Raw genomic sequence first — 24810 nt, 5'->3', positions numbered from 1 at the left:
TCATCATCTATTCGATGTCTGTTAATGATGCCCACCATTTTCAATTATTTAACAGGCAAAGGCATGTCAGAAAGACGTAATATCCCCCCGTTAATCGGGTCGCCGTGGATGTGGGCGGCACGTTTACCGATATTGTGTTGTTACAAGGCAACCAGCAATATTCGGCAAAAGTGCTGACCAGCGCTGAAGCGCCTGAACGCGCCGTCATTGCGGGCATCGATGAAGTGCTCAGCCAGGCAGCATTAGACTTTTCCGCCATTGATCTGTTGATCCTCGGCACCACGCTGGCGACGAATGCCTTAATCGAGCGCAAAGGAGCACGCACCGCGCTGATTACCACCGCTGGTTTTCGGGACCTGGTTGAAATCGGGCAGGAAGATCGTTTCGCGCAATACGACGTGTTTCTGCAGAAGCCGCGCCCCCTGGTGGAACGGCAATGGCGCTTTATCGTGGAGGAACGGATTGATGCTCAGGGCACGATCCGCATCCCCCTCAACGAAGCGCAAGTGGTGGCATTAGCCAGTGAGTTAAAAACGCTGAAGATTGAGAGTTTGGCGATTGGCTACCTGCAAAGTTTTATCAATCCCCAGCACGAGCAGCGTACGGCAGAAATCCTGCGTGATTTATTGCCCGGCGTAACGATTTCGCTCTCCAGCGATGTTTGCCCGGAAATCCGTGAGTATGAGCGCCTGTCAACGGTCTGCGCGAATGCCTACGTTCAACCGCTGGTGGCGGGCTATCTTCAACGTTTGCAACAGCAGCTCAGTGCCCGCGGCTTACGTGTGCAGCCTTACCTGATGACATCCGGCGGCGGGATAACCACGCTGCAACAGGGCATTGACGAACCGGTACGATTGGTGGAGTCAGGCCCGGCAGGTGGCGCGATTCTCGCCAGTAATATCGCCAGTCAGCTGAAGTTGCCGAAAGTTTTATCCTTTGATATGGGCGGCACCACCGCCAAAATCTGCTTTATCGACCACTTCCAGCCGCAAATTTCCCGCAGCTTCGAGTTTGGCCGCGTGCATCGCCACCAAAAAGGATCGGGTTTACCGATCCGTATTCCGGTTATTGATCTGGTAGAGATTGGTGCCGGCGGCGGTTCGATTGCGCGTATCGATAATTTGCAACGTTTGCAGGTCGGGCCGGACAGCGCCGGTTCTGCGCCAGGCCCGGTGAGCTATAACCTCGGTGGTGAACTCGTCACTATCACTGATGCCAATGCGCAACTGGGATTACTGGACCCGGCCAGTTTTGCTGGCGGTAAAGTCGAGTTGAATGTGGACAAAGCCGCGTTGGCACTTGCCCAGCAGGTGGGCCAGCCTCTTGGGCTGGGCACGGATGAGGCTGCGCTGGCGGTGACCGAAATTATTGCCGAAAACATGGCGAATGCGGCGCGAGTGCACGCCAGTGAACTGGGAAAACAGGTCGACAGCTATACTCTGGTTGCTTTTGGCGGTGCTGCGCCACTGCACGCTGCCCGTCTTGCCAGCAAACTGGGTATCGATCGCGTGGTCATCCCGCATGCCGCTGGCGTTGGCTCCGCACTCGGCTTCTTATGGGCGCCGGTCTCCTATCAAGCAGTACGCAGTTTCTATCAACGGCTGGATAATCCCAATTTTACCGTCATCAACGCGCTGCTGGCTGCATTGAGCGAGCAGGCACAGCGCATCGTTCACCAGGCAGACACATCCGCTGAAGTGTTACTTGAGCGCCATGTCTATCTGCGCTATGCCGGTCAGGGCCATGAAGTGCCGATTGCAATTGAGCATGACATCTTTGATCAGCACGGAGTGTCCACGCTGCACCAGCGTTTCACCGAGACCTACCGCCAGCTGTATGGACGTAGTCTCGACCATGTGGCAGTGGAAGCGATCAGCTGGACGGTGACCGCCTCCACGCCGGCTCCAGCGATCGCTTTCCCTGCGCCTGCCCATGAGGCCCAGACCTCGCCGAGTACAACTCCACGCGAACTTTATTCACTTCAACAACAGCGTCGTATTGAGGTACCGGTTTACTCGCGCGCGGCGATTAACCTCGCGGGCAAACAAGCTGGCCCACTGTTAGTCGTCGATGAAGAGACGACCACGCTGGTTGATGAACTGTTTGCTGTCAGCAGCACCCCCGAAGGCATTTGGTGCTGGAACGTCACTCTCTTGCTGGAGGTACGCAATGAGTCAGGCCACTATTCATTATCAGGTCATCTGGAATCGTCTTATCTCTGTGGTTGAAGAGCAGGCCCAGGCGCTGATTCGGACCGCATTTGGCACGGCGACGCGCGAAGCCGGCGATCTTTCCGCGGGTGTGTTCTTACCGGACGGGCGCATGGTGGCACAGGCTGTTACTGGCACTCCAGGCCACGTCAACTCTATGGCGGAATCGGTTAAACATTTTCTCCGCGCCTTCCCGCTCGACACGTTAGCGCCCGGTGATGTGCTGCTCACCAACGATCCCTGGAAAGGCACCGGCCACCTGTATGACATTACGATGGTGACACCAGTATTTCATCAAGGTCGCCCGGTCGCCCTATTCGCCTCAACCCTGCATGTGATTGATATAGGCGGTCTTGGCCCCGGCCCGGATGGCCAGCAAATCTGGCATGAAGGATTGTTCCTGCCGATCATTAAATTCATCCACGCGGGTGAACTCGACCAAACCGTACTGAATATCGTGAAAGCCAACGTGCGCGAACCGGCTCAGGTTGAGGGTGATTTTTGGCGCTGGTGGCCTGTAACGACGTCGCGCACGCCGATTGTTATCACTGTTGGATGAGTTTGCCTTACCCGATCTGCTTGAGGTTGGCGAATTTATTTTACAGCGTTCAGAGCAGGCAATGCTGGAGGCGGTGCGCCGCTGGCCAGCAGGCAGTTGGGAGAGCGAGTTGTGGGTGGATGGATATGACCAACCCTTACGCCTTCAGGCCAGACTGACGCTGGGCCATAACGGCATTCACGTTGATTTCGCTGGCAGCGCAGGATTTGTCGCCAAAGGGATCAATGTGGTGAAGGCCTACACCGATGCCTATACCTCGTTTGGTATTCGCTGCCTGATAGGTGCTGATATTCCCAATAATGCCGGTTCGCTTGGCGTGATAACCATTGATGCTCCGGAAGGTTCCATTCTCAACGCACCCTATCCTGCCGCCGTGACCTCGCGCCACATCATTGGGCAGATGTTGCCAGATGTGGTGTTCAACTGCCTGCGTCAGGCGCGGCCAGGTGAAGTTCCTGCTGAAGGGGCTTCTTGCTTGTGGAATATCCAACTGTCTGGCGGTCACATTCTGCCAGAGTACGATGCTAAAAATACCCTGACGCAGCCTCGTTTCTCCATTACCAGTTTTTCAACCGGCGGCACGGGGGCACGTCCGCATTTGGATGGCCTGTCTACCACCTCCTTCCCCAGCGGGGTGCGCAATGTCTCGCTTGAAATTTTGGAGTCGATCAGTCCAGTGGTGTTCTGGCGTAAGGAGTATCGCCAGGATTCAGGCGGCGCGGGCACTCAGCGTGGCGGTTTGGGTCAGGTGATTGAACTTTCCCACGGTCAGGATCTGCCGATGGAACTGGGCGCGGCCTGGGATCGCATTCATTTCCCTGCGCAGGGTGCCGAAGGGGGATTAGCGGGTGCGCCGGGCCGCGTCACGCTCTCAACGGGCGAGACGTTGTCAGGAAAAGGCAGACAAGTCATCCCACCGGGAAGTCATTTGATCGTAGAGACGCCAGGTGGCGGCGGACTGGGCGACCCACAGCAAAGAGTTGCCACGCAAATTGCCCGTGATGTCGCTAATCAGCTGATCGGTGCTGAAGCGGCAAAAGGGCTTTATGGGCACGACGCCCACTTAACAGATAAAACGGAGTAACGCATGATTACAGTTTTTCGCCGCACCCTGTTAGCGGTGGCCTTAGGGGCTTCTCTGTTGGGAGGGGCTGCGCAGGCAGCGGATCCTCAACACGGCGGCACGCTTAATCTGGTGCTCAACTATGAGCCGCCTGCCCTGATTGCGCTGACTACCGTCGCCACGCCCGCGCTGAGCGTCAGCGCTAAGGTTACGGAAGGCCTGCTGAGCTATGATTTTGATCTCAAACCCCAGCCGCAGCTGGCGACTCAGTGGGAAATTAGCCCGGATGGCTTGCGTTACACATTCCACCTTAGGCCAGGTGTGAAGTGGCATGATGGGCAAGATTTCACCTCGGCAGATGTGGCGTTTTCCATTGAACTGCTGAAAAAGGTGCATCCGCGTGCTTCGAGCACCTTTGCTAACGTGACCAAGGTTGAAACGCCTGATGCACTAACAGCAATCCTGGTGTTGTCCAAACCGGCCCCTTACTTGATCAAAGCCTTCGCGGCGGCAGAATCGCCGATTGTGCCCAAGCATATCTATGAAGGCACAGATCCACTGACCAACCCGCATAACAATGCGCCAATCGGTACTGGGCCCTATATTTTTGATAAGTGGGTACGCGGCAGCTACATCCTGTATAAGCGCAATCCCCACTATTGGGACCAAAATCGCCCGTATCTCGATCAGTTAGTGGTGAAGTTTATTCCGGATGCAGCGGCACGATCAGTCGCTTTTGAAACCGGTGATGCCGATCTTGGCTACCGTACACCGGTCGCGTTGAATGATGTGGCGCGCCTTAAGTCTCTGCCCCAGCTGGGTTTTGAGACCAAGGGCAACAGCTATTCTTATAACGTCAGCTCGCTACAGTTCAATCTTGACGATCCGCACTTTAAAGACTTGCGGGTCCGGCAGGCAGTGGCCCATGCCATTAACCGGAATGTCATTTTACAGGTGGCTTACTTTGGCCTTGGCCAGGTGACAGCGTCACCTATCGCACCGGGCATCAAAGCCTATAATGACCCCTCTCCGTCACCCTATGCCTTCGATGTAAAAGTGGCTAACCAACTGCTGGATCAGGCAGGCTACCCAAAAGGCAGTGACGGCACCCGATTTGAGGTGACGCTGGATTACAATCCCATCTCAGAAGATCTGCGTAAAACGGCCGAGTATACCCGCTCGGCGCTGGCAAAAATCGGTATCAAAGTGACGCTGCGTGCTCAGGATCTTTCCAGCTTTGTACGCCGTATTTATACCGATCGCGATTTCTCATTCACCGTAAATGGCCACAGTAACCTCTATGATCCTACTGTTGGCGTACAGCGTATTTATTGGTCGAAAAACTTCCGTAAAGGGGTGCCGTTCTCCAACGCGTCGGATTATCACAATCCTGAAGTCGATCGCCTGCTGGAAGCCGCGCAGACCGAAAATGATCCGCAAAAGCGCGTGGAAGAATTCAAGGAGTTTCAGAAAATTGTCGAGCAAGATTTGCCCGATATTAATCTCATCTCCCCGCAATTTATCACCATTTATAATCACAAAGTGCACGACCATTCAGTGACTGCCGACGGCATCGAGGGCAACCTGTCACAGGTATGGCTGGATAAAAAGTAACGGTTAGGGAAGCCGCTGCGGCGGTTTCCTTATCTATATTCATTAGCAAGCTAAGCTTTGCGAAAATCCATCTAATTAATGCGGGTACATCTCGTCTATGTTGTTCTCCTCGTTCGTTTTTCAGGAGAATGAATCACTATGCATCTTGCCGCATTTCTTAATGCTGGTCCGATGGGGACTTCAGGATGGCGACACCCTGATGCGAATCCCGGGTTTCTAACCGCAGGTTATTATCGTCATGTAGCAAAACTGCTTGAAGCCGCGCGTTTTGATCTGGCCTTTATTCCTGATGCACTTTCGGTACCCCGTTCACTGGGGGGCTCTTTTGCACCCGCAGTGCAATGGGGTTCAGGCACACCGCGTCTGGATCCGCTGGTCATTCTCGGCGTCATGGCGGGTGTCACTGAACATATCGGACTGGCTGCGACGCTCTCAACGGGTTACCACGAACCTTTTCATCTGGCACGTGCGCTGGCGACATTTGATCATATTTCGGATGGCCGTGCGGGCTGGAATATTGTGACCTCTTTCCAGAATGCGGAAGCGCAGAATTTTGGCCAGCCGTCATTACCTCCTCGCGATGCCCGCTATGCCAGAGCCGAAGAAGTGCTCAGTGCTGCGACCCAGCTGTGGGACAGTTGGGATGATGGGGTACTGCTACAAAATAAAGAAACGGGCGAGTTTGGTTCGCCAGAAAAGGTGCGCTCTGTAGATTATCGCGGTGAATATGTCAGTACGCAGGGCCCGCTGAATGTGCCGCGATCGCCGCAGGGTTACCCCTTGTTAATTCAGGCGGGAGCCTCACCCAGCGGACGTGATTTTGCCGCACGCTGGGCAGACGTCATTTTTGCAGCCATGAATCACTGGATTCTGCCATCACGTTTTATCAGGAGATGAAAAAGCGTGTAGCGGACCACGGACGTGACCCGCACCAGGTGCGCATTCTCCCTGCAGCGACTGTCGTGGTGGGAGAAAGTGATGGCGATGCGCAGCGCAAGCATCAAGACTTCGCCGATCGGGTGCATCCGTTAGCGGGTCTGTCGCGTCTCGCCTACCACGTGAATGTCGACCTCACCCAATACGATCTGGATGGCCCGCTACCGGATCTCGGCGAAGTGGGTGTACAGGGCCATTACGATGAAGTGCGTGAGTTTGCGCAGCGCGAGAAGCTGAGCATCCGCGAGATTGGCCGCTGGTATGGGGCGCGTACCGAAGGCAACATGGTGGGTTCAGTGGATAGCGTGGTGGATACCATGGAACAGTGGCTGGATCGCGGAGCCGCAGACGGTTTTATGATTCAGGCCACCCATCTTCCCGGTGCTTTTGAAGAGTTCGCCCGCTATGTCGTACCCGAGCTACAGCGACGCGGTTTGCACAAAACGGAATATCAGGGCGCAACGGCCCGTGAACACTTTGGCCTGCCGCGTCCGGCGCGGGATGCGTGGCAACATCGTGCGTTACGGGGCGAAGATGAGCGTGTCATTGCCTTCTTCACCGGTCGTTTCTGCCCAATGGCTGGCAGAACACGCACAACACGTGGTGGTGCTCGATTGTTCGGTTGCGCGGTCAGTCGAATCAAGTGGCAAAACGGCATTTTCCTCCGGATACCACTCCTTCTTACAGCAGCACCTCCCTAATGCGCAGTTCGCAGATCTGTTTGGTGCTTTCTCCGCACCGCAGAGCAGATTTCCTTTTACCGCGCCGGACGGCAGCCAGTTGTCCGATGCACTCAGGTCACTGGGTGTTAATCAGCACAGCTTGGTTGTCACTTACGATCAGCTGAATGGCGCTTATGCTGCTCGCGTCTGGTACTTACTGGCGGGGGTATTTGGCTGGCGCAACGTGCGGGTGCTGGATGGCGGCTATGCCCGTTGGGTGGGAACACAGGGCACGATTGAAACGGGCCCTGCTCATTCTGTTGCCTGTGGTGATATCCAGCTTAGTGCGGCACGTCCATTATTGCGTTCTACCGAACAGGTTGAACAGGAAAAGCAGCGCCCATTGGTATGCGCACTGCGTCGCGAGCCTTTTCAACAGGCCCATATTCCCGGCAGCATTAATCTTCCCTACCCCGAACTGCTTAATCCTGACGGCCTGATCGATACCCTGCGGGTGGCTGAAGCTTTGCGCAACGCCAAAATCACACCACCTGAAGAACTGCTGCTCTATTGCGGTGGCGGTATTAACGCGGCAGGTCTTGCGCTGGCGTTGGTTTCGGCAGGTTACCCCATTGATGCCCTTTTACTTTATGACGATTCACTTAACGGCTGGTTGAGCGATAAGCATCGCCCAGTCTCCAGCGGCCAGGTGACTCACCCGTGATGAGAGGAAAATAAAATGCAAACCCTAAACTGGCAGGATCGCACTGTTCGTGACGCACTTCGCCATATCAAACTGAACAAACCTTTTTGCTACGGTCTGACCAACTACATTGCGGCCAATCTTTCAGCCAATGTCTTGCTGGCAGTCGGTGCGGGTCCGGCGATTGGCGCCGCCCTTGACTGGCAAACCGCCTTTGGCCGCCATGCAAATGCCTTGTGGATCAATGCGGCCTGTTTAATGAGTAATTCTCCCCACGAGGTGCGGCAGGCCGCGCGGGCAGCCCATGAAGCGGGTGTGCCGTGGGTGCTCGACCCAGTGGCCGTCGGAGCCGGTGCCGCAGAGTACGATCGTGTAGTACAGGGCCTGCTGGATTTTAAACCAACCGCGATACGCGGGAATGCCTCTGAACTTATCGCCCTTGCGGGGGGAAATGGCGGTGGAAAAGGTGTCGAGACCACGCTGACGTCACAGGACGCGATCCCTTTCATTGAAGCGTTTTCACGCAGCCAAAATACCATCACAGCGGTAAGTGGTCCGATTGATTTTATTACTGACGGTCAAAGGACGCTGGCCGTCGAAGGCGGTGATATTCGCTTGACGCAGGTGACTGGCGCGGGTTGTAGTCTGGGCGCGCTGACGGCCGCATTACTGACAACGTCTGTCGATAAACTCACTGCGGTCGCCGCTGCGCACGTATTCTATGCCGAGGCCAGCGAAAGAGCCTCCGACGCCCGTGGCACAGGCAGTTTTGCCGTGAAGTTCCTGGATGAATTATCCTTACTTGACCCGGACGACGCATGAAAATGCGTCTCCGATTCGGAGACGCATTCTGATTACGGAGCCAGTGTGATCACGTGAGCCGCAATATCGGGTTTACTTTTGATAATCCCTTGCTGCAAATACCAGTCAGCGATGTGCTGAATATGTGCGATAGCGCTGGCATCAACCGGAGTGACCGGAACCGTGTTCACCGTTCCCAGCTGTTCTGCCAGTCCATCCCCGGTTTGCCCCATCTGTTTGGCCCAAATCTTCCCAGCCTCAAGTTGATGGCTTTAGCCCAGGCATTCTCCTGCTGTAATACGCCATAGAACCAGGTCAGCACCTCCGGATGGGCATGCGCGAAGGCATCACTGACAAAGTAACCTGCCGCATTTTCTGAGCCGACCTGCTTACCGCTGGCAAGCAGACGCGCATCGTAGCTTTGTTTAGCCAGTGACAGGAAAGGATCCCAGATGGCCCAGGCATCAACATGACCGCCGACAAAGGCCGTTCCGGTATCTGACGGGCTGAGATAGATTTTTGTACGGCATCCTCCGGAATACCTGCGCTGCTGAGCGCCCGTGACAGCAGGTATTCACCGGTTCCCCCTTTATTCACCGCCACTTTTTTACCGCGCAAATCGTTCAATGACGCGATATGGCTCTCGTTTCGAACCACAATCCCCTCGCCGTTCGCCGGCATGGCTTGATAGGCAAAAAACTGCAGGGGCAAACCGGCAGCAATGGCGGTAACAAACGCGGTAGAGCTACCTGTGGTGAGATCGATGGCGCCAGCATTCAGCGCTTCATAGGCTGGCGCAGCCGCGGAAAAAGGCCCGGCCCACTCGACTTTCACATGATGTGCGGCCAGCGCTTTTTCCAGCGTGCCCTTCTCTTTTGCCAGCGCTAAATCCGTGGGGCCGCGTAAAAATCCAATACGTAATGTGATGTCTTCTGCCGCCTGTGCAGTGCCGGCACAAATCAGCAGTGCGGCAACCACGCCGCGAATCAAGGTGGTCTTCATGCGGTTCTCCGGTGTGAAAGATTAACCGCGGCGGGAATAAACCCCACCGCAAAAAGGTCGTCGGCCTGTTGTTGTTGTTCAGCAATCAGACCCGGATTCGCGGGCGTAATCCCCCATGGACGGGCACGTAACGTTTTCTCCCACTCCTGGTGGGTGATCGATGACGTCAGATGCGCTGAAAGCAGTTGCGCTGCTTGTGTAATATGCGAGGCAATCCACGCATCATTGAGCTGCAATTGCTCCACCACCCACGCGGCTGCCTGCGGATGGCCTTCGGACCAGGCGGCACGGGTCCAGAACAGTGAACGGTTGATAATTTCATCACCAACACGGGCGACAGTGACAATCTCCGGATTCTGCTTGGCACGCGTCAGCCAGGGATCAATCGCCAGCCAACCGTCGATCTCACCCGAGATCAAGGCATGCAGCGCCGCCTCACCCTGAATATCTACCAACTGCACATCCCGGCGTCGCAATTGCTGTTTCCGCAGCAATTTCGCCAGGAAGTGATCGGTAAATGAACCGATCATCGCCGACAACCGGGCCCCTTTTAGTGTGCGAAGTTCGCGGCTCTGGTGAGCGAGTAACGCGCAGCTCGCATCACGAGAGGGTGAGCTGGCGAGATAGCCCACGCCCAGACCTTCTGCCTGAGCATTAATCGGCGGTGTTGAACCGGTACCCACCACATCTAACGCGTTGCTCGCCAGCCAGTCTCCACTGCGGGCGCCCTGGGTATAATCAATCCAATTCACCGACCAGTTTTGCTGAGCGGCAGCGCGTTCCAGCACACCGCGATGCCGTAAAATAAACAGCGAAAGATTACTGGGATGACTGCCAATACGAATCTGCATTACGCTTTCTCTCCGAACGGACGATCCCACAAATTACCCCAGGTGAAACTGTTGTCCGGTTGTTCGGTTTCAACGTTAAGCTTCAGGCGCGGCATCACCAGTTCACTGAAGCGATAGGCTTCTTCAAGCAACGGGAAGCCCGAGAGGATAAACACCTCAACTCCCGCATCCTGATAGGCTCGCAGGGTGCGCTCAACGGTTTCCGGGCTGCCAACAATGGCAGTGCCAGGCCCCGGGCGCACCAGGCCAATTCCCGCCCACAGGCCAGGATAAATTTCTAAATCACGGGGATCCGCCGGCTTTTGGTTGTGGTGTAACGCGCTCATACGAGACTGACCAACGGAATCAGATCCCTTTTCCAGCGTCTGGCGTGCGCCAATCGCTTTCTCATCCATGGTTTGGTAAAGCGCATCGACGGCCTGCCACGCCAGCTCATCGGTTTCGCGCACAATCACGTATAAACGAATGCCAAAACGCAGTTGCCGCCCATGCTTTTCCGCACGCGCTTTTACCTGCGCGATTTTTTCCGCGGCCTGCGGTGGCGTCTCACCCCATGAGAGATAGGTATCGATATGTTTGGCGGCCACTTCTTGCGCGGCATCTGAAGAACCACCAAACCAAAGCTGTGGTGGCGGATACCCGCCATTGCCTAACGCCAGCCGGGCGTTATCAATGTGGATATGTTCGCCTTCAAAGTTCACCGGCTGCTCTGCTAATAATGGTCGCAGCACCTGCAGGAACTCATCGCTCAGATCATAGCGGGCGTCATGATCGAGATGTAATCCATATGCGCCAAGGGTGTTTTTGTCGCCACTCACCACGTTTAACAGTACGCGGCCTTTCGAGAACTGGTTAAAAGTCACCGCCATCTTTGCCAGCAACGTGGGCGAAATCAGTCCGGGCTGAATGGCAATAAGGAATTTCATTCGCTCTGTATGAGGAATCAATGAGGCGCCCAATATCCAGGGATCGTGCGCGCCCGTTGCCAGCAGCGCGCCGGTAAAACCAAGGTGATCGACCGCCTTGGCCACCTGCTGAAAATAGGCATAGTTGACCTGACGACTGCCGGAGGCGGTCCAGGGTTGTGGCCCATCAGGCGCGGTGAGATACCAGTAAATTTCCATGCTGTCATCCTGTTAGGTGAAAAAACCCCATAGGATAGGCAAACGGTTTGCTGTTGGAGAAATACGGATACCGGGAGAACTTAGCAACAAAACAGAAAAGCCGTTGGGTGATGAAAAATTATATTTCTATCTCCCAACGTTTACCGTTTTGTTGCTGATGAAAAACACTGTCTAACTATGCTGGAATTAAATGATTGTTCCACTCATAGCTGCATCATCCTTTTTGATCACGATTCCCGATTTGAAGCTCTCTTAATCTGCTCACAGTCAACCATGCCACTACCATGCCGATGCCTGCGCTGCCTGCCAGACCAAACATCACGTGTTGAAAACCCGTGGATGATCCTCCGGCCTGATAGATTTGCGTCGCCACGGCCAACCCCATGGCCCCGCCCAGATTATGCAGTGTCCAAGAGATACCAATGCCCTGTGCATGTCTGGATATGTTTATCGCTGCCAACGCCGCAGCAACCGAAGGTCCCAGAATGGCGGCCCAACCCGCGCCCATCAGCACCAGTGCGATGAGTAACGCCATTATCTTTGAATCAACAAGACTGAAGAGTAAAGCTGACATCATTAACAGACCAAAGCCTGTCGCCATTACCGGCCAGGGACTGAATCTGTCAGAAAGACGCCGGCCAAAGGGGATGTTAGCGCCATGACCAACGTCACAGGCAACAGCATTAAGCCCAGGCTGGCATCGTTAAGATGGTAAAGCGCACTCAGCCGGAACGGGAGCAACATAAAAGCACTGCAGTAAAACACCGCGAGTAATACTGAAAGCAGGCAGGCTGCCGCAAAAGTTTTGCTGCGCAGCATGTCAAAATCAATCACCGGTTGCGCGGTTCGTCTTTCTCTCATGAAGAATGCCGATAGCACGATGAAAGACAGTAGCAGCGTGAGTAAAGACCAGGAAGACAACGCACCCCATGGCGTGACATAACGGGTCCAGATCAGCAGCAGAATTAATCCACCACACATCAGCAGCCAGCCGGGTATATCAAGGGAGGTATCTGCGCGTTTAACAGAGGCCGGTACACTGCGACTGCAGAAATAGAAGCTGAGCAGAATAAGGGGGACATTGAGCAGGAACACCGCGCGCCATCCCGGGTCACTCACCAGAATCCCGCCTAAAACCGGGCCGAGCGCCAGACCCAATCCATTGGCCGCAAACAGTAATCCCAGAGCGCGGCCATGATTTGAGGCCGGTATCGCCTGAACCAAAATAGTGGCACTCACGGTATAGAGCACCGCACATCCCGCGCCCTGTAGTAGCCTGAACAGGTTCAACACGATGAGTTGGGTCGCTAATCCCGACCCCAAAGAGGCGATACCAAACAACAGCATCCCGCTGTAAAGCACTCTCCGAGCACCAAAGCGTTCTGCCAGCCTCGCCGACATCACCATGCAGCAGCAAAGGGCCATGACAAACAACGTCATGGCCCACTGCGAAGATTCAATATTGCTGGAAAAGTCACGTTGAATGGCAGGAAGCGCGGTATTCACGATGGTGAAATCCAGGCAGCCTAAAAAGCTGGCGAGGCATATTCCAATTTGTAATCGGATTAGCTTCACCGGGTATTGTGTTTTAGAGGAGATCATCAGATAGCTCGTTCAATTAAAACGTCAGACTGACACGATTTATATTCGCCAGTTGCGCCATTTGATCGTTACACTGGCGAAAATGATTCGCCATTTGCAGGTGCCTTTATGATCAACATCGACAGATTAAACAGCATCAAGGCGTTTGTGCAGGCCGCTCAGTCAGGGGGTTTTAGCCAGGCCGCTGAGCAATTGGGCCTGTCTCGCTCCACCGTGGGTAAAGCTATCGCCCGGCTGGAATCTCGCCTCAATGTGAAACTGTTTCAGCGCACTACCCGCTCGCTCTCCCTGACCAGCGAAGGGCGGCAGTTTTATCAGGATTGTCTGCTCATTTTGGCAAGCCTCGACGAGGCTGAAAACCGATTAACCCATCATGCCAACGCACCCACCGGCCAGCTGCGCGTTTCGGCACCGCCGTTATTAGGTGAAAAATGGGTGATGCCGGTATTGCTTGATCTCACTCAGCAATGGACCGGCCTTTCTCTTGATTTGAGGCTTTCAGCGCAGCGTGTTGATTTGGCGGCGGATGGCGTGGATTTGGCGATACGCATTGGCGATCCGGGACACCATAGTGACCTCACGGCGTGCCTGATTGGCCAGCAGCCCTTGTTGTTATGTGCCGCTCCTGCGCTATTGTCACCGAATACCGTATTGAACAATGAAACCGATCTCGCGCTTTACCCTCACCTCACATTGTTGGAACAAGGCAAGTCACAGTCGTGGTCACTTAAAAATCCACAGGGCGAAACGGTGTTTTATCCACCGCACCAGCGGTTGAAGTTGAGTACTATGAGTGCAGTGTACGCTGCTGCTCTGGCGGGGTACGGCATTGCGCAGTTGCCGCGCTGGTTAATCAGTCAGGACATTGAAAATAATAGACTGGTTGAGATTTTGCCCGCCACGCGCAGTCATAGCCTGCCGATTTACGCTGTGTGGCTAAAAACTGCAGCCATGCCACAGCGATTAAGGGTGACGATTGATGCATTAAAGATGGCATTCGGACAGCAGTCTTTTTAGCTTTGAAAGAAATTTAAAACAGTGATACCAAGCTTTAATTAGCTGATTGGTATGACGGCTTAATGTTATCAAAGGATTCGTGAATTCCTGATCACCGCTTTAATTTCTAACGCTTACTTCAAATATGATATTTACTTTCTCATAATTCAGCTGAATCTGGCACAACACTTGATGGTGCCAGTGTTGTTTTCAGCGCAGTTTAAAAATGTCATCAAAATAAAATGTGATGATTATTATAGAGTTATATTATGGCACGTTATTTGCCTCATCCTCCTGATGATTAATTAGGAGAAAGCATGAGCCAAATAGATAAAGCCTGGGGAGACGGTCCATCCGTTGACTATGAAAACCTGGCAGAGCGCTTCAGACCTTTGTTTTCACGCATCCGTGATGGGGCTATTGAACGTGAACTCAACCGGCAATTACCAACAGAACAGTTAGCATGGCTCAAAGATGCTGGTTTCACTGCGCTGCGCGTTCCAACGGAATATGGCGGCAGCGGCATTACGCTGCCTGCGTTATTTAACCTGCTAATTGAGTTAGGTGAAGCGGACTCTAACCTGGTGCAAGCGCTGCGCGGACATTTCGGCTTTGTTGAAAGTATTCTCAACAGCGAAAATCAGCAGAGACGCGCGCATTGGTTACCCCTGCTTGGTAAAGGTGACCTTGTTGGACCGGCATGGAGCGAAACCGGAGAGGCACGTCAGCAAGCCTTCAGCACGCAACTCTCTGAACATAATGGCGTCTGGTCACTTAACGGTAAAAAGTTCTACACCACTGGTTCGCTTTATGCTGACTGGATTGATATCGGCCTGCAGGATGAGCAAGGCAACTTACAGGCCATCACCCTCTCCCGCCATGCGACTGGCGTCACGGTGGTGGATGACTGGAACGGTTTTGGCCAAACCCTCACCGCCAGCGGCACGGCTATTTTTGAAAACGTCGCCGTTGCTGCAAGTGATGTCTACCAGGAAAATAATTTCCGCTACGCCACCGGCTTTTATCAGTTGGTGCATCTGGCCACACTGGCAGGCATTGGCCGCGCACAAAGTCACGAGGTGGCGCAGCAGGTTGCTCAACGGACTCGCACCTACAGCAACGGTAATGCGCCTCGTGCCTCTCAGGATGCGCAAGTATTGCAGGTGGTTGGCAAGTTACGCAGTGCGGCCTACTGCAGCGGCGCTATTGTGCTTAAGAGTGCGGATGCCCTGCAACGCGCTTTTGATGCCCGATACAGTGATGAAGCGGTAAAAGCACAGGTTAATAGCATTGCGGAATTGGAAGTGTCGCAATCATTGAATGTCGTCACCGATCTGCTATTGAACAGTTCGAGTATTTTGTTTGATGCATTAGGCGCATCCGCCACGTTAAAACCACTGGCGCTGGATCGCTTCTGGCGAAACGTTCGCACGCTCTCCTCACATAATCCACGAATCTATAAAGACCGCATCGTCGGCGATTTGCGGTTAACGGTGCCTTGCCGCCCTTCCAGTGGCGCATTGGTGTGGCTGATGAACGCCAGGGAGAGCAAGCATGAGCCAACAATTTCATTTAGCCGGTTTCATGATGGCATCCGCCGTGACCCATAGCCACGCAATGTGGCGTCATCCGCGCAGCAACACCGACTTTCTCAGCGCGCGCTACTATCAGGACGTCGCGCGCGCAGCGGAACGCGGCTTCTTTGACTTCGTCTTTTTGCCGATGTGTTGGCCGTTCCCGGCCGCTATAACAGCGAGATTCGCCAGGCCGTTGAGCAGGGAGTGCAATCTGTCGCCACGCTCGATCCGTCCTACGTCGTCATGGCGATGGCAGCGGTAACACGCCATTTAGGGTTCGGCATTACCCGCTCTACCACCTATTACAATCCTTATGACATTGCCCGCGCTTTTGCCACGCTGGACCATCTTACTGAGGGCCGTATTGCCTGGAATGTGGTGACGTCTAATGCCGATGCGGAAGCACAGAATTTTGGTTTTGCTCATCACCTTGAGCATGCTCAACGTTACAACCGCGCAGATGAGTTTCTGGAAGCGACCTGTAAACTTTGGGGGAGTTGGGAACCCGATGCGCTGATTCTGGATAAACAGGGACGTTTTGCCGACCCTGATAAAGTGCATGTGGTGAATCATCAGGGAGAGTGGTTTAACACGCGTGGTCCATTGACGGTGCCCGCGTCACCACAGCGCCGTCCAGCGATTATGCAGGCCGGATCTTCCGCGCGAGGCAAGGATTTCGCTGCTCGCTGGGCTGAAATTATTTTTGAAATCGATCCCACCCCTGAAGGCCGCAAAGCCTATTATCAGGATGTTAAAGCACGCACGGCGGCTGTCGGGCGCGATCCGAATAGTCTCAAGATCTTCCCTTCCTTTATTCCTTTCGTTGGAGAGACCGAAAGCATTGCGCGAGAGAAGCAGCGCTATCACAACGAATTAGCCGACCCCATTGCCGGGCTGATTACCCTCTCGGCCCATGTTGATCATGACTTCTCAGGCTATGCGTTGGATGAACAACTGCAAAACGTCGATGTCGGTGGCAATACCGGTCTGTTCGATGTGGCCCGTCGTATTACCGCGCAGGACAATCTGACGCTACGCGACTTAGGCAAACTCTACGCACAAGGCGTTTTGTTGCCACAACTGGTCGGTACGCCGCAGCAAATCGCCGATCAACTGGAAGCCAGCTTTGACAATGGGGAAGCCGATGGTTTCATCGTTTCGGCTGCATACCTGCCCGGCACATTCGATGAATTCAGTGATTTTGTCGTGCCTGAGCTGCAACGCCGTGGTCGAGTGCGTCAGCGCTATGAGAGCACGCGACTACGCGATCACCTCGGTTTACCCGAAGTCTCTTTGCACGAATATCTGCGCTAATTTTGTCGTCTTCATCAGGGAAATCTCATGTTTAAAAATGTCCGTTCGACGCTGTTTCATCTGAATAATTCTCGCGCTATTGATGCGCATCTTGACCGTCTTGATGCCCATGGCGTCAGTCGTCGGGAGTTTATCGCCCTTGCCACTGCCGGAGCTGCCGCAGCGGCCACCGCCAGCTTATGGAGCAGCCCTGCGGTGGCAGTGGTTGCGCCTTTGGGCAAGCTTGCCTATCTGGCGTGGACCAGCCGCGTAGAGTTTATGGCGCAAGCGAGCCATGCAACCCAGGCCGCTTCCCAACTGTTCGGTCTCGGATACAGCTATCTTGATGGGCAAATCGATAGCCAACGGCAATTGAACCAGGCTGAACAACAGTTTGCGGATGGTGCCAATGCACTGATCCTGCATGCTCCGGATGGCAGTGCCGTGCGCCGTATCGCGCAGTTGGCGCAACAAAATAAAGCCTACTTCGCGAACGTCTGGGCCACGCTCCCCTGGTATACCCCGTTTGACGCCAGTGACTACTACACGCTTTATGCAGTGCCAGAAGAGTTCAGTGCACACCGCGGCGTAACGGAAGTGTTGCTGAAAGCCGTTACCGAAAAGTTTGGCGGTGGAGATATTATTGGCGTCACAGGTGTTCCGGGATTTTCGACGGACTCCGTGCGCAGCCGCGGTCGTGATGCAGCCTTTGCGTCGTTCCCCAAAACCAAACTTGTTGACCAGCTTCCCGGTCTATTCAATCGGGAGGACTCATTGAAAGCCACTCAGGATCTGCTGTCGCGCCATAAAAATGTAGTCGGTGTCGTGGCGCAGAATGATGACGTTGCGCAAGGCGTCATCGCCGCTCTGCGTGCCAATGGCTTGAAGCCCGGCGAAGATGTGCTGGTGGTGGGTGCCGATGGCACGACCAAAGGCGCACGGGCGATCAAAAGTGGGCAACAACTGGCAACCAGCGCTAACTGCCCTGCGTTCCAGGCCGGCTTTTTCACCGCACGATTGTATGACGTGTTGAACGGATGGCAGCCGCGCGCGGCAGAACGCATGCTTAACTGGCACTCCGTAACCATGACACGTGAGAACGTTGATATCTATCTACAGCGCTATGTTGATAACGGAGACGTGCCGCCGTTTGACTACAAGTTAATGTCTAAAGTCGCCCATCCCAATGACTGGGATCCTCAAGGGCAAATCACGCCGTTAGATATTGATGTTGAGTGGGCCGGATTGCCCAAACCCGCTGGATGGCAGTATCCACCGGCTTATCTTGATGCCAAAAACAACGGTGAATGGCAGCGCGTAACAGAGGAATATCGCGACCATTACAAAATTCCTTTCTTTGGCCCCTCCCCGTTTAAGGCCAAAGCATGAGCACCTTGCTCGGTATCCATGGCGTGAAGAAGCGCTATGGCGAAAACACGGTATTGCACGGCTTGTCGCTGGAGGTGGCTGAGCGCAGTGTTGTGAGCCTGGTGGGTGAAAACGGTGCAGGGAAAACCACCCTGTTCGACGTTCTCTCTGGGCTCACCCGTTGTGACAGCGGTGAGCTGCTATTACGTGGCACACCATATGCGCCCACCTCTCTGCAACAGGCTCAGGCTGCGGGCATCTCGCGGGTATTTCAGGAGCAAGCGCTGGTCAGCGATTTGGCGGTATATGAAAATCTGCTGCTGGGGCGAGACCGCTACTTCTATCGCGCGGGTTTTTTACAGCGTCGCGCCATGATCCAGCAAGCGCAGCAACTCGCTGATGTTGCGGGGTTAGCCTTTGATGTGCGCCAGCCTGTCAATCGACTCTCATTTTCACAGCGTCAGACGCTCGAAATCACCCGCGCTTGCCTGGCACCGAGCCTGGTGGAAGATATTGCCCATCCACTTATCTTACTGGATGAACCGACAGCCACGCTCGATCTGGCTGATGAACAGTGGTTCTTGTCTCTGGTAGCAAAACTCCGCCAGCAGGCCAGTTTCTTGTTGGTGTCACATCGATTACAGGAAGTGCTAAAGCTCTCCGATGCGATTTACGTCCTTAAAGATGGTTTGCAGGTTGCACACGCCAGGCCAGATGAAACCACTGAGGCGCAATTGCAGCAGTGGATGGTGGGTCGCGAACGGGCAGCGGATCACTACTATCAACAGCTGCAACACCCGATTGATGAGCAGCCCGTGGCCTTTACGGTAGCGGGTCTGTCGCATACTGGTCGTTACCACAACGTGAACCTGGAGATTCGTCAGGGCGAAATTCTCGGATTAGGAGGGTTGCTCAACAGTGGCAAGGAGGCGCTGGCAAAAGGCATTGCGGGTGTGGTGCCGCCGACCCGTGGTGAAGTGTCCCTGGCGAACGCGCCTGGTCAGAAACCGCGAATCCGTAAACTGGTGCAACAAGGTCTGGGTTATATCCCTGCTGAACGTCTGGAGGAGGGCATTATTCCCCCCTTTAGCATTAGCTGGAACCTCTCTTTGGCCAGCGGTGCCGATCGTTTCAGTCATATTTCCGGGTACTGGTATTCACGGCGTGAACGCCAGGTGGCCTCTGATTTTGTCACACGTCTGCGCATCCGCAATGGCAGCGCGCTAAAGCGCTGCGATCAGCTTTCGGGCGGCAACCAGCAGAAAGTCGTGCTGGCGCGCTGGCTGTATCGTCAGCCGCGGGTACTGGTGCTGGATAATCCAACACGCGGTGTTGATGCGGGTGCCAAAGAGGAGATTTACCGCGAGCTGCGCCAGCTCAGCGCGCAAGGTGTCGCCATTCTGCTGCTCAGCGATGAGTTGCTGGAATTGATCGGTTTGTCACACCGCATTGTGATCCTGCAACACGGTGAACAAATTGGCGAAATCCCGGCGCCTGCCGACGGTAAACCCGACGAGCAAACGCTGGTTGCGATGATGCTCAACACTCCCTCTTCACCTTCAGTCCGGAGCCCACAATGACTCAGGAAACCTTATCCACACGGGTGAGCGAACGCGCCTTTCCTTTCGCCTGGAAACAAGCGCTTCCGCTGTTAGTGGTGGTGGCGTTAATGATTTTCTTCAGCCTGACCACCGATTCCTTCGCCACCGTGCGCAATTTTAGCGCTATCGCCGGTCAGGCCAGTGCACTGCTGATTGCCTGTATCGGGCTAACCTTCGTCATTCTGATGGGCTGTATCGATTTGTCAGTTGGGGCCACGGTGCTGTTAGTGTCCGCTGCCACCGTGACATTTATGAATAGCTTCGGCCTGGTCTTTTCAGCCCTGCCGTTGGCCTTGCTACTGGGCACCGCCCTGGGCGCGCTGAATGGCACAATTTATACCCTGGGACGTGTGCCGTCATTTGTGGTGACGCTGGGTTCACTGTCGATTTTTAGTGGTTTGGCCTTAACCCTTCTTCAGGGGCGCGCGGTGGCTTACCAGGCACTTCAGTTTGAAACCGTCGCCATTGGCCAACTCATTCCACATGTACCCAATATCGCGCTGTGGGCGTTACTTGCCTGGCTAATCAGCGTTTTTGTCGCGCTACGAACGCGTTTTGGTCGCTATAGCTACTTGATTGGCGGCGGGGAACGGGTTGCTCACACCGCTGGAATCCCCGTGAGCCGTTATAAAATTTACGCCTTTTGTGCCTCGGGCTTATTTGCAGGCCTGGCGGGGATCCTGTCGGTAGCGCGGCTGGGCGCGGCAGGTCCGTCGCTTGGCAGCGATCTGCTGCTGAACAGTCTCGCCGCCATTGTCGTTGGAGGGACCTCATTAGCCGGCGGCCGTGGCGGGCCGCAGCGCACCTTAGTCGGTGTGTTGATCATCGCGTTGATGGATAACGGGCTCAATCTGCTGGGCGTATCCGAGTTTATGCAGATGGTGATTAAAGGGGCGGTGGTGATTGCTGCGGTGCTCACGGGGCGCCAGTCCGCGCAGTTTGTCGTGAAATAAACAGGAGAAGAAGAAGATGACTAAACGACTTATTCTTAATGCCTTTTCAATGGCGGCAGTATCACATATCTATCACGGATTCTGGCGTAACCCCGCCACTCAAGCCACGCGTTTTCATGAACTTGAAGTGTGGGTGGAACTGGCGAAACGTTTAGAATCAGCGCATTTTGATGCGCTTTTCCTGGCCGATGTGCTCGGCGTTGATGCCATCTACAAAGGCTCGGCTGATACCTATATTGAGCAGGCGGTGCAGATACCCATCCATGATGCATCCACCATTGCCACAGCACTGGTGGCGGTCACACAGCAACTTGGGTTGGTATTCACCAGCTCTATTCTTCAGGATCATCCGTTCAATTTTGCGCGCCGGGTTTCGACACTCGATCATCTGAGTAAAGGGCGCGTCGGTTGGAATATCGTCACCAGCGTCAGTGAGAACGCGTCACACAACTTTGGTTTACCGGGCATTACGGCGCACGATGAACGCTATCGCTGGGCGGAAGAATATATGGAGGTGGTCTATAAATTGTGGGAAGGGTCATGGGATGACCAAGCGCTGCTCAATGACGCGCGCAACAACCGATACGCCGATCCTGCTCACGTTCACCGTATTCATCATCAGGGCCAACGCTATCGGGTTGCCGGACCGCATCTGGCATTACCTTCACCTCAACGCACCCCGGTGCTGTATCAGGCGGGATCATCGCAAGCGGGACGGGCTTTTGCTACGCGTCATGCTGAGTGTACTTTCATTGTTTGCCGCAATCCTGAAGGTGCGCACGTCCTCACCAGCACCATGCGTGAGCAATTGCGCCAGGCAGGTCGTGATCCGCAGGATCTTAAATTCCTGCAGGGCTTGTCGTTTGTTGTGGGCAGCACTGAAGAAGAGGCCAGAAGGAAAGCTGCAGCGCTGGACGAATTTTTGAGTGTTGATGGATTACTTGCGCATATCAGTCGTGATTTGGGCGTTGACCTTGGGGTGCTGGCACCCGACCAGTTGCTGTCCGACGTTAAAATCGAAGGCGTTCAGGGCATCATTGAGGTTTTCAGCGAGTCTTTTGGACGATCGCCGACGGTTGCCGACCTGGCCAGTGCATATGCACTCAATACACGCATTGTAGGAACACCCGAACAGATTGCTGATGAGCTGGAGCGCTGGCAAGCAGCCGGCGTGGATGGCATCAATCTGATGTATGAAACCACGCCGGGTTCGTTCATTGAGTTTATCGATCATATTCTGCCGGTATTGCAACAGCGCGGTCTGGCGCAGCGAGAGTATGGCGCGGGCACCTTGCGGCAGAAAATGTTCGGTGAAGCCCCTACTTTACCTGCACGACATCCCGCACGGCAGTGGCATCAGGCTTTTAATTAATATTCGTGTTCAACAGACGCCTGACGCGGCGACCTATCCCGTTCATCGCATATCACTAGCGATTTTTTTTGGTTGGGCTAGCTCAGTGGTTTAGTTATAAAACTGTTGTCTGCAGTACACCTCACTGAAAGGAAGTCGTTCACTCAGCGAGACACTGTTTGCTCACCAACATTGTATGTGAGAGGGATAATGGCTACGTCATGGCAACGCGCGGAACAACTCGCTGAATTTTTTGCGATTGATGCAGTGGAACGCGACCAACAAGGAGGAACACCGAAAGCACAGCGCGATGCGATTCGTCAAAGTGGGCTGTTAGCCATGTTGATTCCGCAACAGTTTGGCGGATTGGGCTCCAGCTGGCGCGAGATCATGGCCACCACGCAGCTCTTTGCTCGCGTAGACAGCTCTATCGCGCATATTTTCGGTTTTCACCAGTTGCAGTTGGCGACCGTGCGCATGTTTGCACGTGCTGACCAATGGCAGCCTTGGTTTGACCAAACCGCTTCGCGCAACTGGTTTTGGGGTAATGCGCTTAATGTGCTTGATGAGCGGATGACCGTACAGCAACAGATAGGATGGTATGAGTTTTCCGGTCAGAAGAGTTTCAGCTCCGGTGCCGCCGACTCAGAGATCCTGCTGGCATCTGGCTTTGAGACCAGTAATGACAATCGATTTGTCATGGCAATGGTGCCTAGCGGCCGCACGGGAATCACTATCCATGATGATTGGGACAATATTGGTCAGCGCCAGACTGATAGCGGCAATGTTACTTTCGAACGTGTCCGCGTTGAGCCTGATGAGATGTTGTTGGAACCGGGCCCCAGTAGTTCAGCGTTTGCCAGCTTGCGCCCTCTGATTTCGCAACTGCATTTCGCCAGTATGTTTCTGGGTATCGCTGAAGGTGCTTTTAATGAAGCACGTGACTACACGCGGCGGGAAAAACGCCCCTGGCTGCAATCCGTCGCGCGGGTCGCAACGGAAGATCATTATGTACTGCACCATTACGGCGAATTTTGGGTCGGTCTTGAAAGTGTGCGACTGCTGGTTGACCGGGCGGCACAACAGCTTGATGCGGCATGGTCTAAAGCGCTGACGTTAGACTATGCGGAACGCGCGCAGCTAGCCTTATCTGTCGGCACCGCTAAAGTTGCTGCCACACAGCATGGACTGGATATTTGCAATCGCCTGTTTGATGTGACGGGTGCCCGCGCCACGCATGCATCGCTTCGCTTTGACCGACACTGGCGCAATATGCGCACTCAAACGCTGCACGATCCGGTGGATTATCGTATTCAAGAGCTGGGGAAATGGGCGCTTAACCACCAAGCCCCCGAACCCTCGTATTACTCATAAGGTGCAGCCATGAATCTACTGACGCTTCCTATCCCAACGCCTGCCAGAAAAAGGCCAGCGCGCAGGTATTTGAAGATCCGCGATCGCTGGAGCTGTTGGCGCACATACAACAAATTGCGCCAAGTGAAGCCAGCATTTTGATAATAGGTGCAACCGGAACGGGCAAAGAGTTGGTTGCGCGACACGTGCACAACCTTAGCCATCGGCGTGACGGTCCCTTTATTGCGGTGAACTGTGGCGCTTTTGCGGAATCGCTGGTCGAAGCAGAACTGTTTGGCCATGAGAAAGGCGCTTTTACCGGGGCACTGTCTGCACGAGCGGGTTGGTTTGAAGAAGCGAATGGCGGCACACTTTTTCTTGATGAGATCGGTGATTTACCGCTGGCGATCCAGGTGAAAATTCTTCGTGTGTTACAGGAGCGTGAAGTCGTGCGTTTAGGCTCACGAAAATCTATTCCAATTGATGTGCGCGTATTAGCCGCGACCAATATTCATCTTGAACAGGCTATTCTCCAAGGGCAGTTTCGTGAAGATCTTTTCTATCGACTGAATGTCGTGAGTTTAAGACTGTTACCACTCCGTGAGAGAGTTGGCGATATTATCCCACTGGCTCGACACTTTATCGAGGAGTACAGCAGTCGCCTTGGCTATTCGTATGCCACACTAAGTGATGAAGCCATTCATAAACTAACCCATTACAGCTGGCCAGGGAATATTCGCGAGCTTGAGAATGTTATTCATCACGCATTACTGATTAGCCACAGCAATGAAATTCAGGCCAGGAACATTGCCTTAAACAATACGCGACTGGTTCAAGATCAAACGCATGAACAATCTGAAGTCACCGGGGAAACGTTGTTGCTCCAGGCACTGGAGCGTCTGTTTGAAGAGTGTTCAGGCAGCGTCCACCAACGTATCGAGGATATAGTGGTCAGGATGGCGTATCAATATTGCCATCAAAATCAGGTTCATACCGCTAACCTGTTAGGGTTGACGCGCAATGTCACACGTGCGCACCTAATACGTATTGGTGAGCTTATTGTTAATACCCGAAATACTTGATAGAAAATCAGGATTAATTATCGCATAAATAATTTACTGAAAATCACATTTTAAAGCTGGTGCTACTTAACTTCGCTCTGTATCGAGAGTGAGGCTCACTCATATCTTA

At 54.1% G+C, this 24810-nt stretch carries 23 protein-coding genes; 17 read left to right on the top strand and 6 right to left on the bottom strand.

Features of this window, described 5'->3' with window-relative positions:
* The first annotated feature begins 104 nt into the window (after positions 1 to 104).
* From HA45_RS05460 to thiM, 8 genes are all read left to right on the top strand, one after another.
* Positions 105 to 2228 (top strand): hydantoinase/oxoprolinase family protein, encoded by a 2124-nt coding sequence (locus tag HA45_RS05460; RefSeq protein ID WP_128598897.1) that lies wholly within the window; start codon positions 105 to 107, stop codon positions 2226 to 2228.
* A complete protein-coding gene (locus HA45_RS28620; RefSeq protein WP_280174499.1) occupies positions 2170 to 2769 on the top strand; it encodes a hydantoinase B/oxoprolinase family protein in 600 nt (199 codons plus the stop codon). Before HA45_RS05460 ends, HA45_RS28620 begins: the two co-directional genes overlap by 59 nt.
* Positions 2750 to 3853: a hydantoinase B/oxoprolinase family protein gene (locus HA45_RS05455; RefSeq protein WP_280174498.1), complete on the top strand. Its 1104-nt coding sequence runs from the start codon at positions 2750 to 2752 to the stop codon at positions 3851 to 3853. Before HA45_RS28620 ends, HA45_RS05455 begins: the two co-directional genes overlap by 20 nt.
* Before the next feature lie 3 nt (positions 3854 to 3856).
* Positions 3857 to 5446, top strand: a complete 1590-nt coding sequence (locus HA45_RS05450) for an ABC transporter substrate-binding protein (protein ID WP_100703888.1) — start codon at positions 3857 to 3859, stop codon at positions 5444 to 5446.
* Positions 5447 to 5584: 138 nt separating this feature from the next.
* Positions 5585 to 6343: an NtaA/DmoA family FMN-dependent monooxygenase gene (locus HA45_RS29290; protein WP_211280900.1), complete on the top strand. Its 759-nt coding sequence runs from the start codon at positions 5585 to 5587 to the stop codon at positions 6341 to 6343.
* The gene (locus tag HA45_RS29285) at positions 6340 to 7083 is read left to right on the top strand and encodes an LLM class oxidoreductase (RefSeq protein WP_244563390.1); all 744 of its coding nucleotides are present in this window, start codon (positions 6340 to 6342) and stop codon (positions 7081 to 7083) included. The genes HA45_RS29290 and HA45_RS29285 overlap by 4 nt, the downstream gene beginning before the upstream one ends.
* A complete protein-coding gene (locus HA45_RS05440; RefSeq protein WP_158087307.1) occupies positions 6983 to 7768 on the top strand; it encodes a sulfurtransferase in 786 nt (261 codons plus the stop codon). Before HA45_RS29285 ends, HA45_RS05440 begins: the two co-directional genes overlap by 101 nt.
* A 15-nt stretch (positions 7769 to 7783) precedes the next feature.
* Positions 7784 to 8569, top strand: a complete 786-nt coding sequence (thiM, locus tag HA45_RS05435) for a hydroxyethylthiazole kinase (protein ID WP_100703891.1) — start codon at positions 7784 to 7786, stop codon at positions 8567 to 8569.
* A gap of 32 nt (positions 8570 to 8601) precedes the next feature.
* On the opposite strand, the gene HA45_RS27950 is transcribed toward thiM, so the two are convergent.
* The 6 genes from HA45_RS27950 to HA45_RS05410 form a co-directional block, all read right to left on the bottom strand.
* The gene (locus tag HA45_RS27950; protein WP_244563389.1) at positions 8602 to 8781 is read right to left on the bottom strand and encodes a hypothetical protein; all 180 of its coding nucleotides are present in this window, start codon (positions 8779 to 8781) and stop codon (positions 8602 to 8604) included.
* An 82-nt stretch (positions 8782 to 8863) separates the two neighbouring features.
* A complete protein-coding gene (locus HA45_RS05430) occupies positions 8864 to 9550 on the bottom strand; it encodes an ABC transporter substrate-binding protein (RefSeq protein ID WP_244563388.1) in 687 nt (228 codons plus the stop codon).
* Positions 9547 to 10401, bottom strand: coding sequence for an ABC transporter substrate-binding protein (locus HA45_RS05425; protein WP_100703893.1), 855 nt, complete (start codon positions 10399 to 10401; stop codon positions 9547 to 9549). Before HA45_RS05425 ends, HA45_RS05430 begins: the two co-directional genes overlap by 4 nt.
* The gene (locus HA45_RS05420) at positions 10401 to 11525 is read right to left on the bottom strand and encodes an LLM class flavin-dependent oxidoreductase (protein ID WP_100703894.1); all 1125 of its coding nucleotides are present in this window, start codon (positions 11523 to 11525) and stop codon (positions 10401 to 10403) included. The genes HA45_RS05425 and HA45_RS05420 overlap by 1 nt, the downstream gene beginning before the upstream one ends.
* Positions 11526 to 11739: 214 nt before the next feature.
* Complete coding sequence (locus HA45_RS05415; RefSeq protein ID WP_366557318.1) at positions 11740 to 12126, bottom strand: hypothetical protein; 387 nt, start codon at positions 12124 to 12126, stop codon at positions 11740 to 11742.
* Complete coding sequence (locus HA45_RS05410) at positions 12126 to 13031, bottom strand: MFS transporter (protein ID WP_244563387.1); 906 nt, start codon at positions 13029 to 13031, stop codon at positions 12126 to 12128. Before HA45_RS05410 ends, HA45_RS05415 begins: the two co-directional genes overlap by 1 nt.
* Positions 13032 to 13235: 204 nt before the next feature.
* Here HA45_RS05410 and HA45_RS05405 point away from each other — a divergent pair, with 204 nt between their 5' ends.
* The 9 genes from HA45_RS05405 to HA45_RS05365 all read left to right on the top strand — a co-directional run bounded on the left by HA45_RS05405 (position 13236) and on the right by HA45_RS05365 (position 24701).
* Complete coding sequence (locus HA45_RS05405; RefSeq protein ID WP_100703896.1) at positions 13236 to 14144, top strand: LysR family transcriptional regulator; 909 nt, start codon at positions 13236 to 13238, stop codon at positions 14142 to 14144.
* A gap of 296 nt (positions 14145 to 14440) precedes the next feature.
* Positions 14441 to 15733 (top strand): acyl-CoA dehydrogenase family protein, encoded by a 1293-nt coding sequence (locus HA45_RS05400; RefSeq protein WP_211280899.1) that lies wholly within the window; start codon positions 14441 to 14443, stop codon positions 15731 to 15733.
* 117 nt (positions 15734 to 15850) lie between these two features.
* Positions 15851 to 17014 carry an LLM class flavin-dependent oxidoreductase gene (locus tag HA45_RS05395; RefSeq protein ID WP_211280898.1) on the top strand — a complete coding sequence of 388 codons (1164 nt, stop codon included), beginning with the start codon at positions 15851 to 15853 and terminating at the stop codon, positions 17012 to 17014.
* Positions 17015 to 17041: 27 nt separating this feature from the next.
* Positions 17042 to 18382 (top strand): sugar ABC transporter substrate-binding protein, encoded by a 1341-nt coding sequence (locus HA45_RS05390; RefSeq protein ID WP_100703899.1) that lies wholly within the window; start codon positions 17042 to 17044, stop codon positions 18380 to 18382.
* Positions 18379 to 19941 carry a sugar ABC transporter ATP-binding protein gene (locus HA45_RS05385; RefSeq protein WP_100703900.1) on the top strand — a complete coding sequence of 521 codons (1563 nt, stop codon included), beginning with the start codon at positions 18379 to 18381 and terminating at the stop codon, positions 19939 to 19941. Before HA45_RS05390 ends, HA45_RS05385 begins: the two co-directional genes overlap by 4 nt.
* Entirely contained in the window at positions 19938 to 20915 is a 978-nt protein-coding gene (locus HA45_RS05380; RefSeq protein WP_100703901.1) for an ABC transporter permease, read from the top strand. Before HA45_RS05385 ends, HA45_RS05380 begins: the two co-directional genes overlap by 4 nt.
* 16 nt (positions 20916 to 20931) lie before the next feature.
* Positions 20932 to 22287: an LLM class flavin-dependent oxidoreductase gene (locus tag HA45_RS05375; protein WP_100703902.1), complete on the top strand. Its 1356-nt coding sequence runs from the start codon at positions 20932 to 20934 to the stop codon at positions 22285 to 22287.
* A 189-nt stretch (positions 22288 to 22476) separates the two neighbouring features.
* Positions 22477 to 23640 carry an acyl-CoA dehydrogenase family protein gene (locus HA45_RS05370; RefSeq protein ID WP_100703903.1) on the top strand — a complete coding sequence of 388 codons (1164 nt, stop codon included), beginning with the start codon at positions 22477 to 22479 and terminating at the stop codon, positions 23638 to 23640.
* Positions 23637 to 24701, top strand: coding sequence for a sigma-54 interaction domain-containing protein (locus HA45_RS05365; RefSeq protein ID WP_366557323.1), 1065 nt, complete (start codon positions 23637 to 23639; stop codon positions 24699 to 24701). The genes HA45_RS05370 and HA45_RS05365 overlap by 4 nt, the downstream gene beginning before the upstream one ends.
* Positions 24702 to 24810 lie beyond the last annotated feature (109 nt).

This window comes from Pantoea rodasii, assembly GCF_002095465.1.
GTDB lineage: Bacteria > Pseudomonadota > Gammaproteobacteria > Enterobacterales > Enterobacteriaceae > Pantoea > Pantoea rodasii.
Note: the sequence above shows the minus strand (reverse complement) of the source record. Positions and strands in the feature narration are given on the sequence as shown.

Bases quoted from the DNA above. Each gene is read 5' to 3' on its own strand.
- HA45_RS28620 (WP_280174499.1), top strand. From the start codon at position 2,170: ATGAGTCAGGCCACTATTCATTATCAGGTCATCTGGAATCGTCTTATC.
- HA45_RS05450 (WP_100703888.1), top strand. From the start codon at position 3,857: ATGATTACAGTTTTTCGCCGCACCCTGTTAGCGGTGGCCTTAGGGGCT.
- HA45_RS29290 (WP_211280900.1), top strand. From the start codon at position 5,585: ATGCATCTTGCCGCATTTCTTAATGCTGGTCCGATGGGGACTTCAGGA.
- HA45_RS29285 (WP_244563390.1), top strand. From the start codon at position 6,340: ATGAAAAAGCGTGTAGCGGACCACGGACGTGACCCGCACCAGGTGCGC.
- thiM (WP_100703891.1), top strand. From the start codon at position 7,784: ATGCAAACCCTAAACTGGCAGGATCGCACTGTTCGTGACGCACTTCGC.
- HA45_RS27950 (WP_244563389.1), bottom strand. From the start codon at position 8,781: ATGGGGCAAACCGGGGATGGACTGGCAGAACAGCTGGGAACGGTGAAC.
- HA45_RS05430 (WP_244563388.1), bottom strand. From the start codon at position 9,550: ATGAAGACCACCTTGATTCGCGGCGTGGTTGCCGCACTGCTGATTTGT.
- HA45_RS05425 (WP_100703893.1), bottom strand. From the start codon at position 10,401: ATGCAGATTCGTATTGGCAGTCATCCCAGTAATCTTTCGCTGTTTATT.
- HA45_RS05420 (WP_100703894.1), bottom strand. From the start codon at position 11,525: ATGGAAATTTACTGGTATCTCACCGCGCCTGATGGGCCACAACCCTGG.
- HA45_RS05415 (WP_366557318.1), bottom strand. From the start codon at position 12,126: ATGGCGACAGGCTTTGGTCTGTTAATGATGTCAGCTTTACTCTTCAGT.
- HA45_RS05405 (WP_100703896.1), top strand. From the start codon at position 13,236: ATGATCAACATCGACAGATTAAACAGCATCAAGGCGTTTGTGCAGGCC.
- HA45_RS05400 (WP_211280899.1), top strand. From the start codon at position 14,441: ATGAGCCAAATAGATAAAGCCTGGGGAGACGGTCCATCCGTTGACTAT.
- HA45_RS05390 (WP_100703899.1), top strand. From the start codon at position 17,042: ATGTTTAAAAATGTCCGTTCGACGCTGTTTCATCTGAATAATTCTCGC.
- HA45_RS05385 (WP_100703900.1), top strand. From the start codon at position 18,379: ATGAGCACCTTGCTCGGTATCCATGGCGTGAAGAAGCGCTATGGCGAA.
- HA45_RS05380 (WP_100703901.1), top strand. From the start codon at position 19,938: ATGACTCAGGAAACCTTATCCACACGGGTGAGCGAACGCGCCTTTCCT.
- HA45_RS05375 (WP_100703902.1), top strand. From the start codon at position 20,932: ATGACTAAACGACTTATTCTTAATGCCTTTTCAATGGCGGCAGTATCA.
- HA45_RS05370 (WP_100703903.1), top strand. From the start codon at position 22,477: ATGGCTACGTCATGGCAACGCGCGGAACAACTCGCTGAATTTTTTGCG.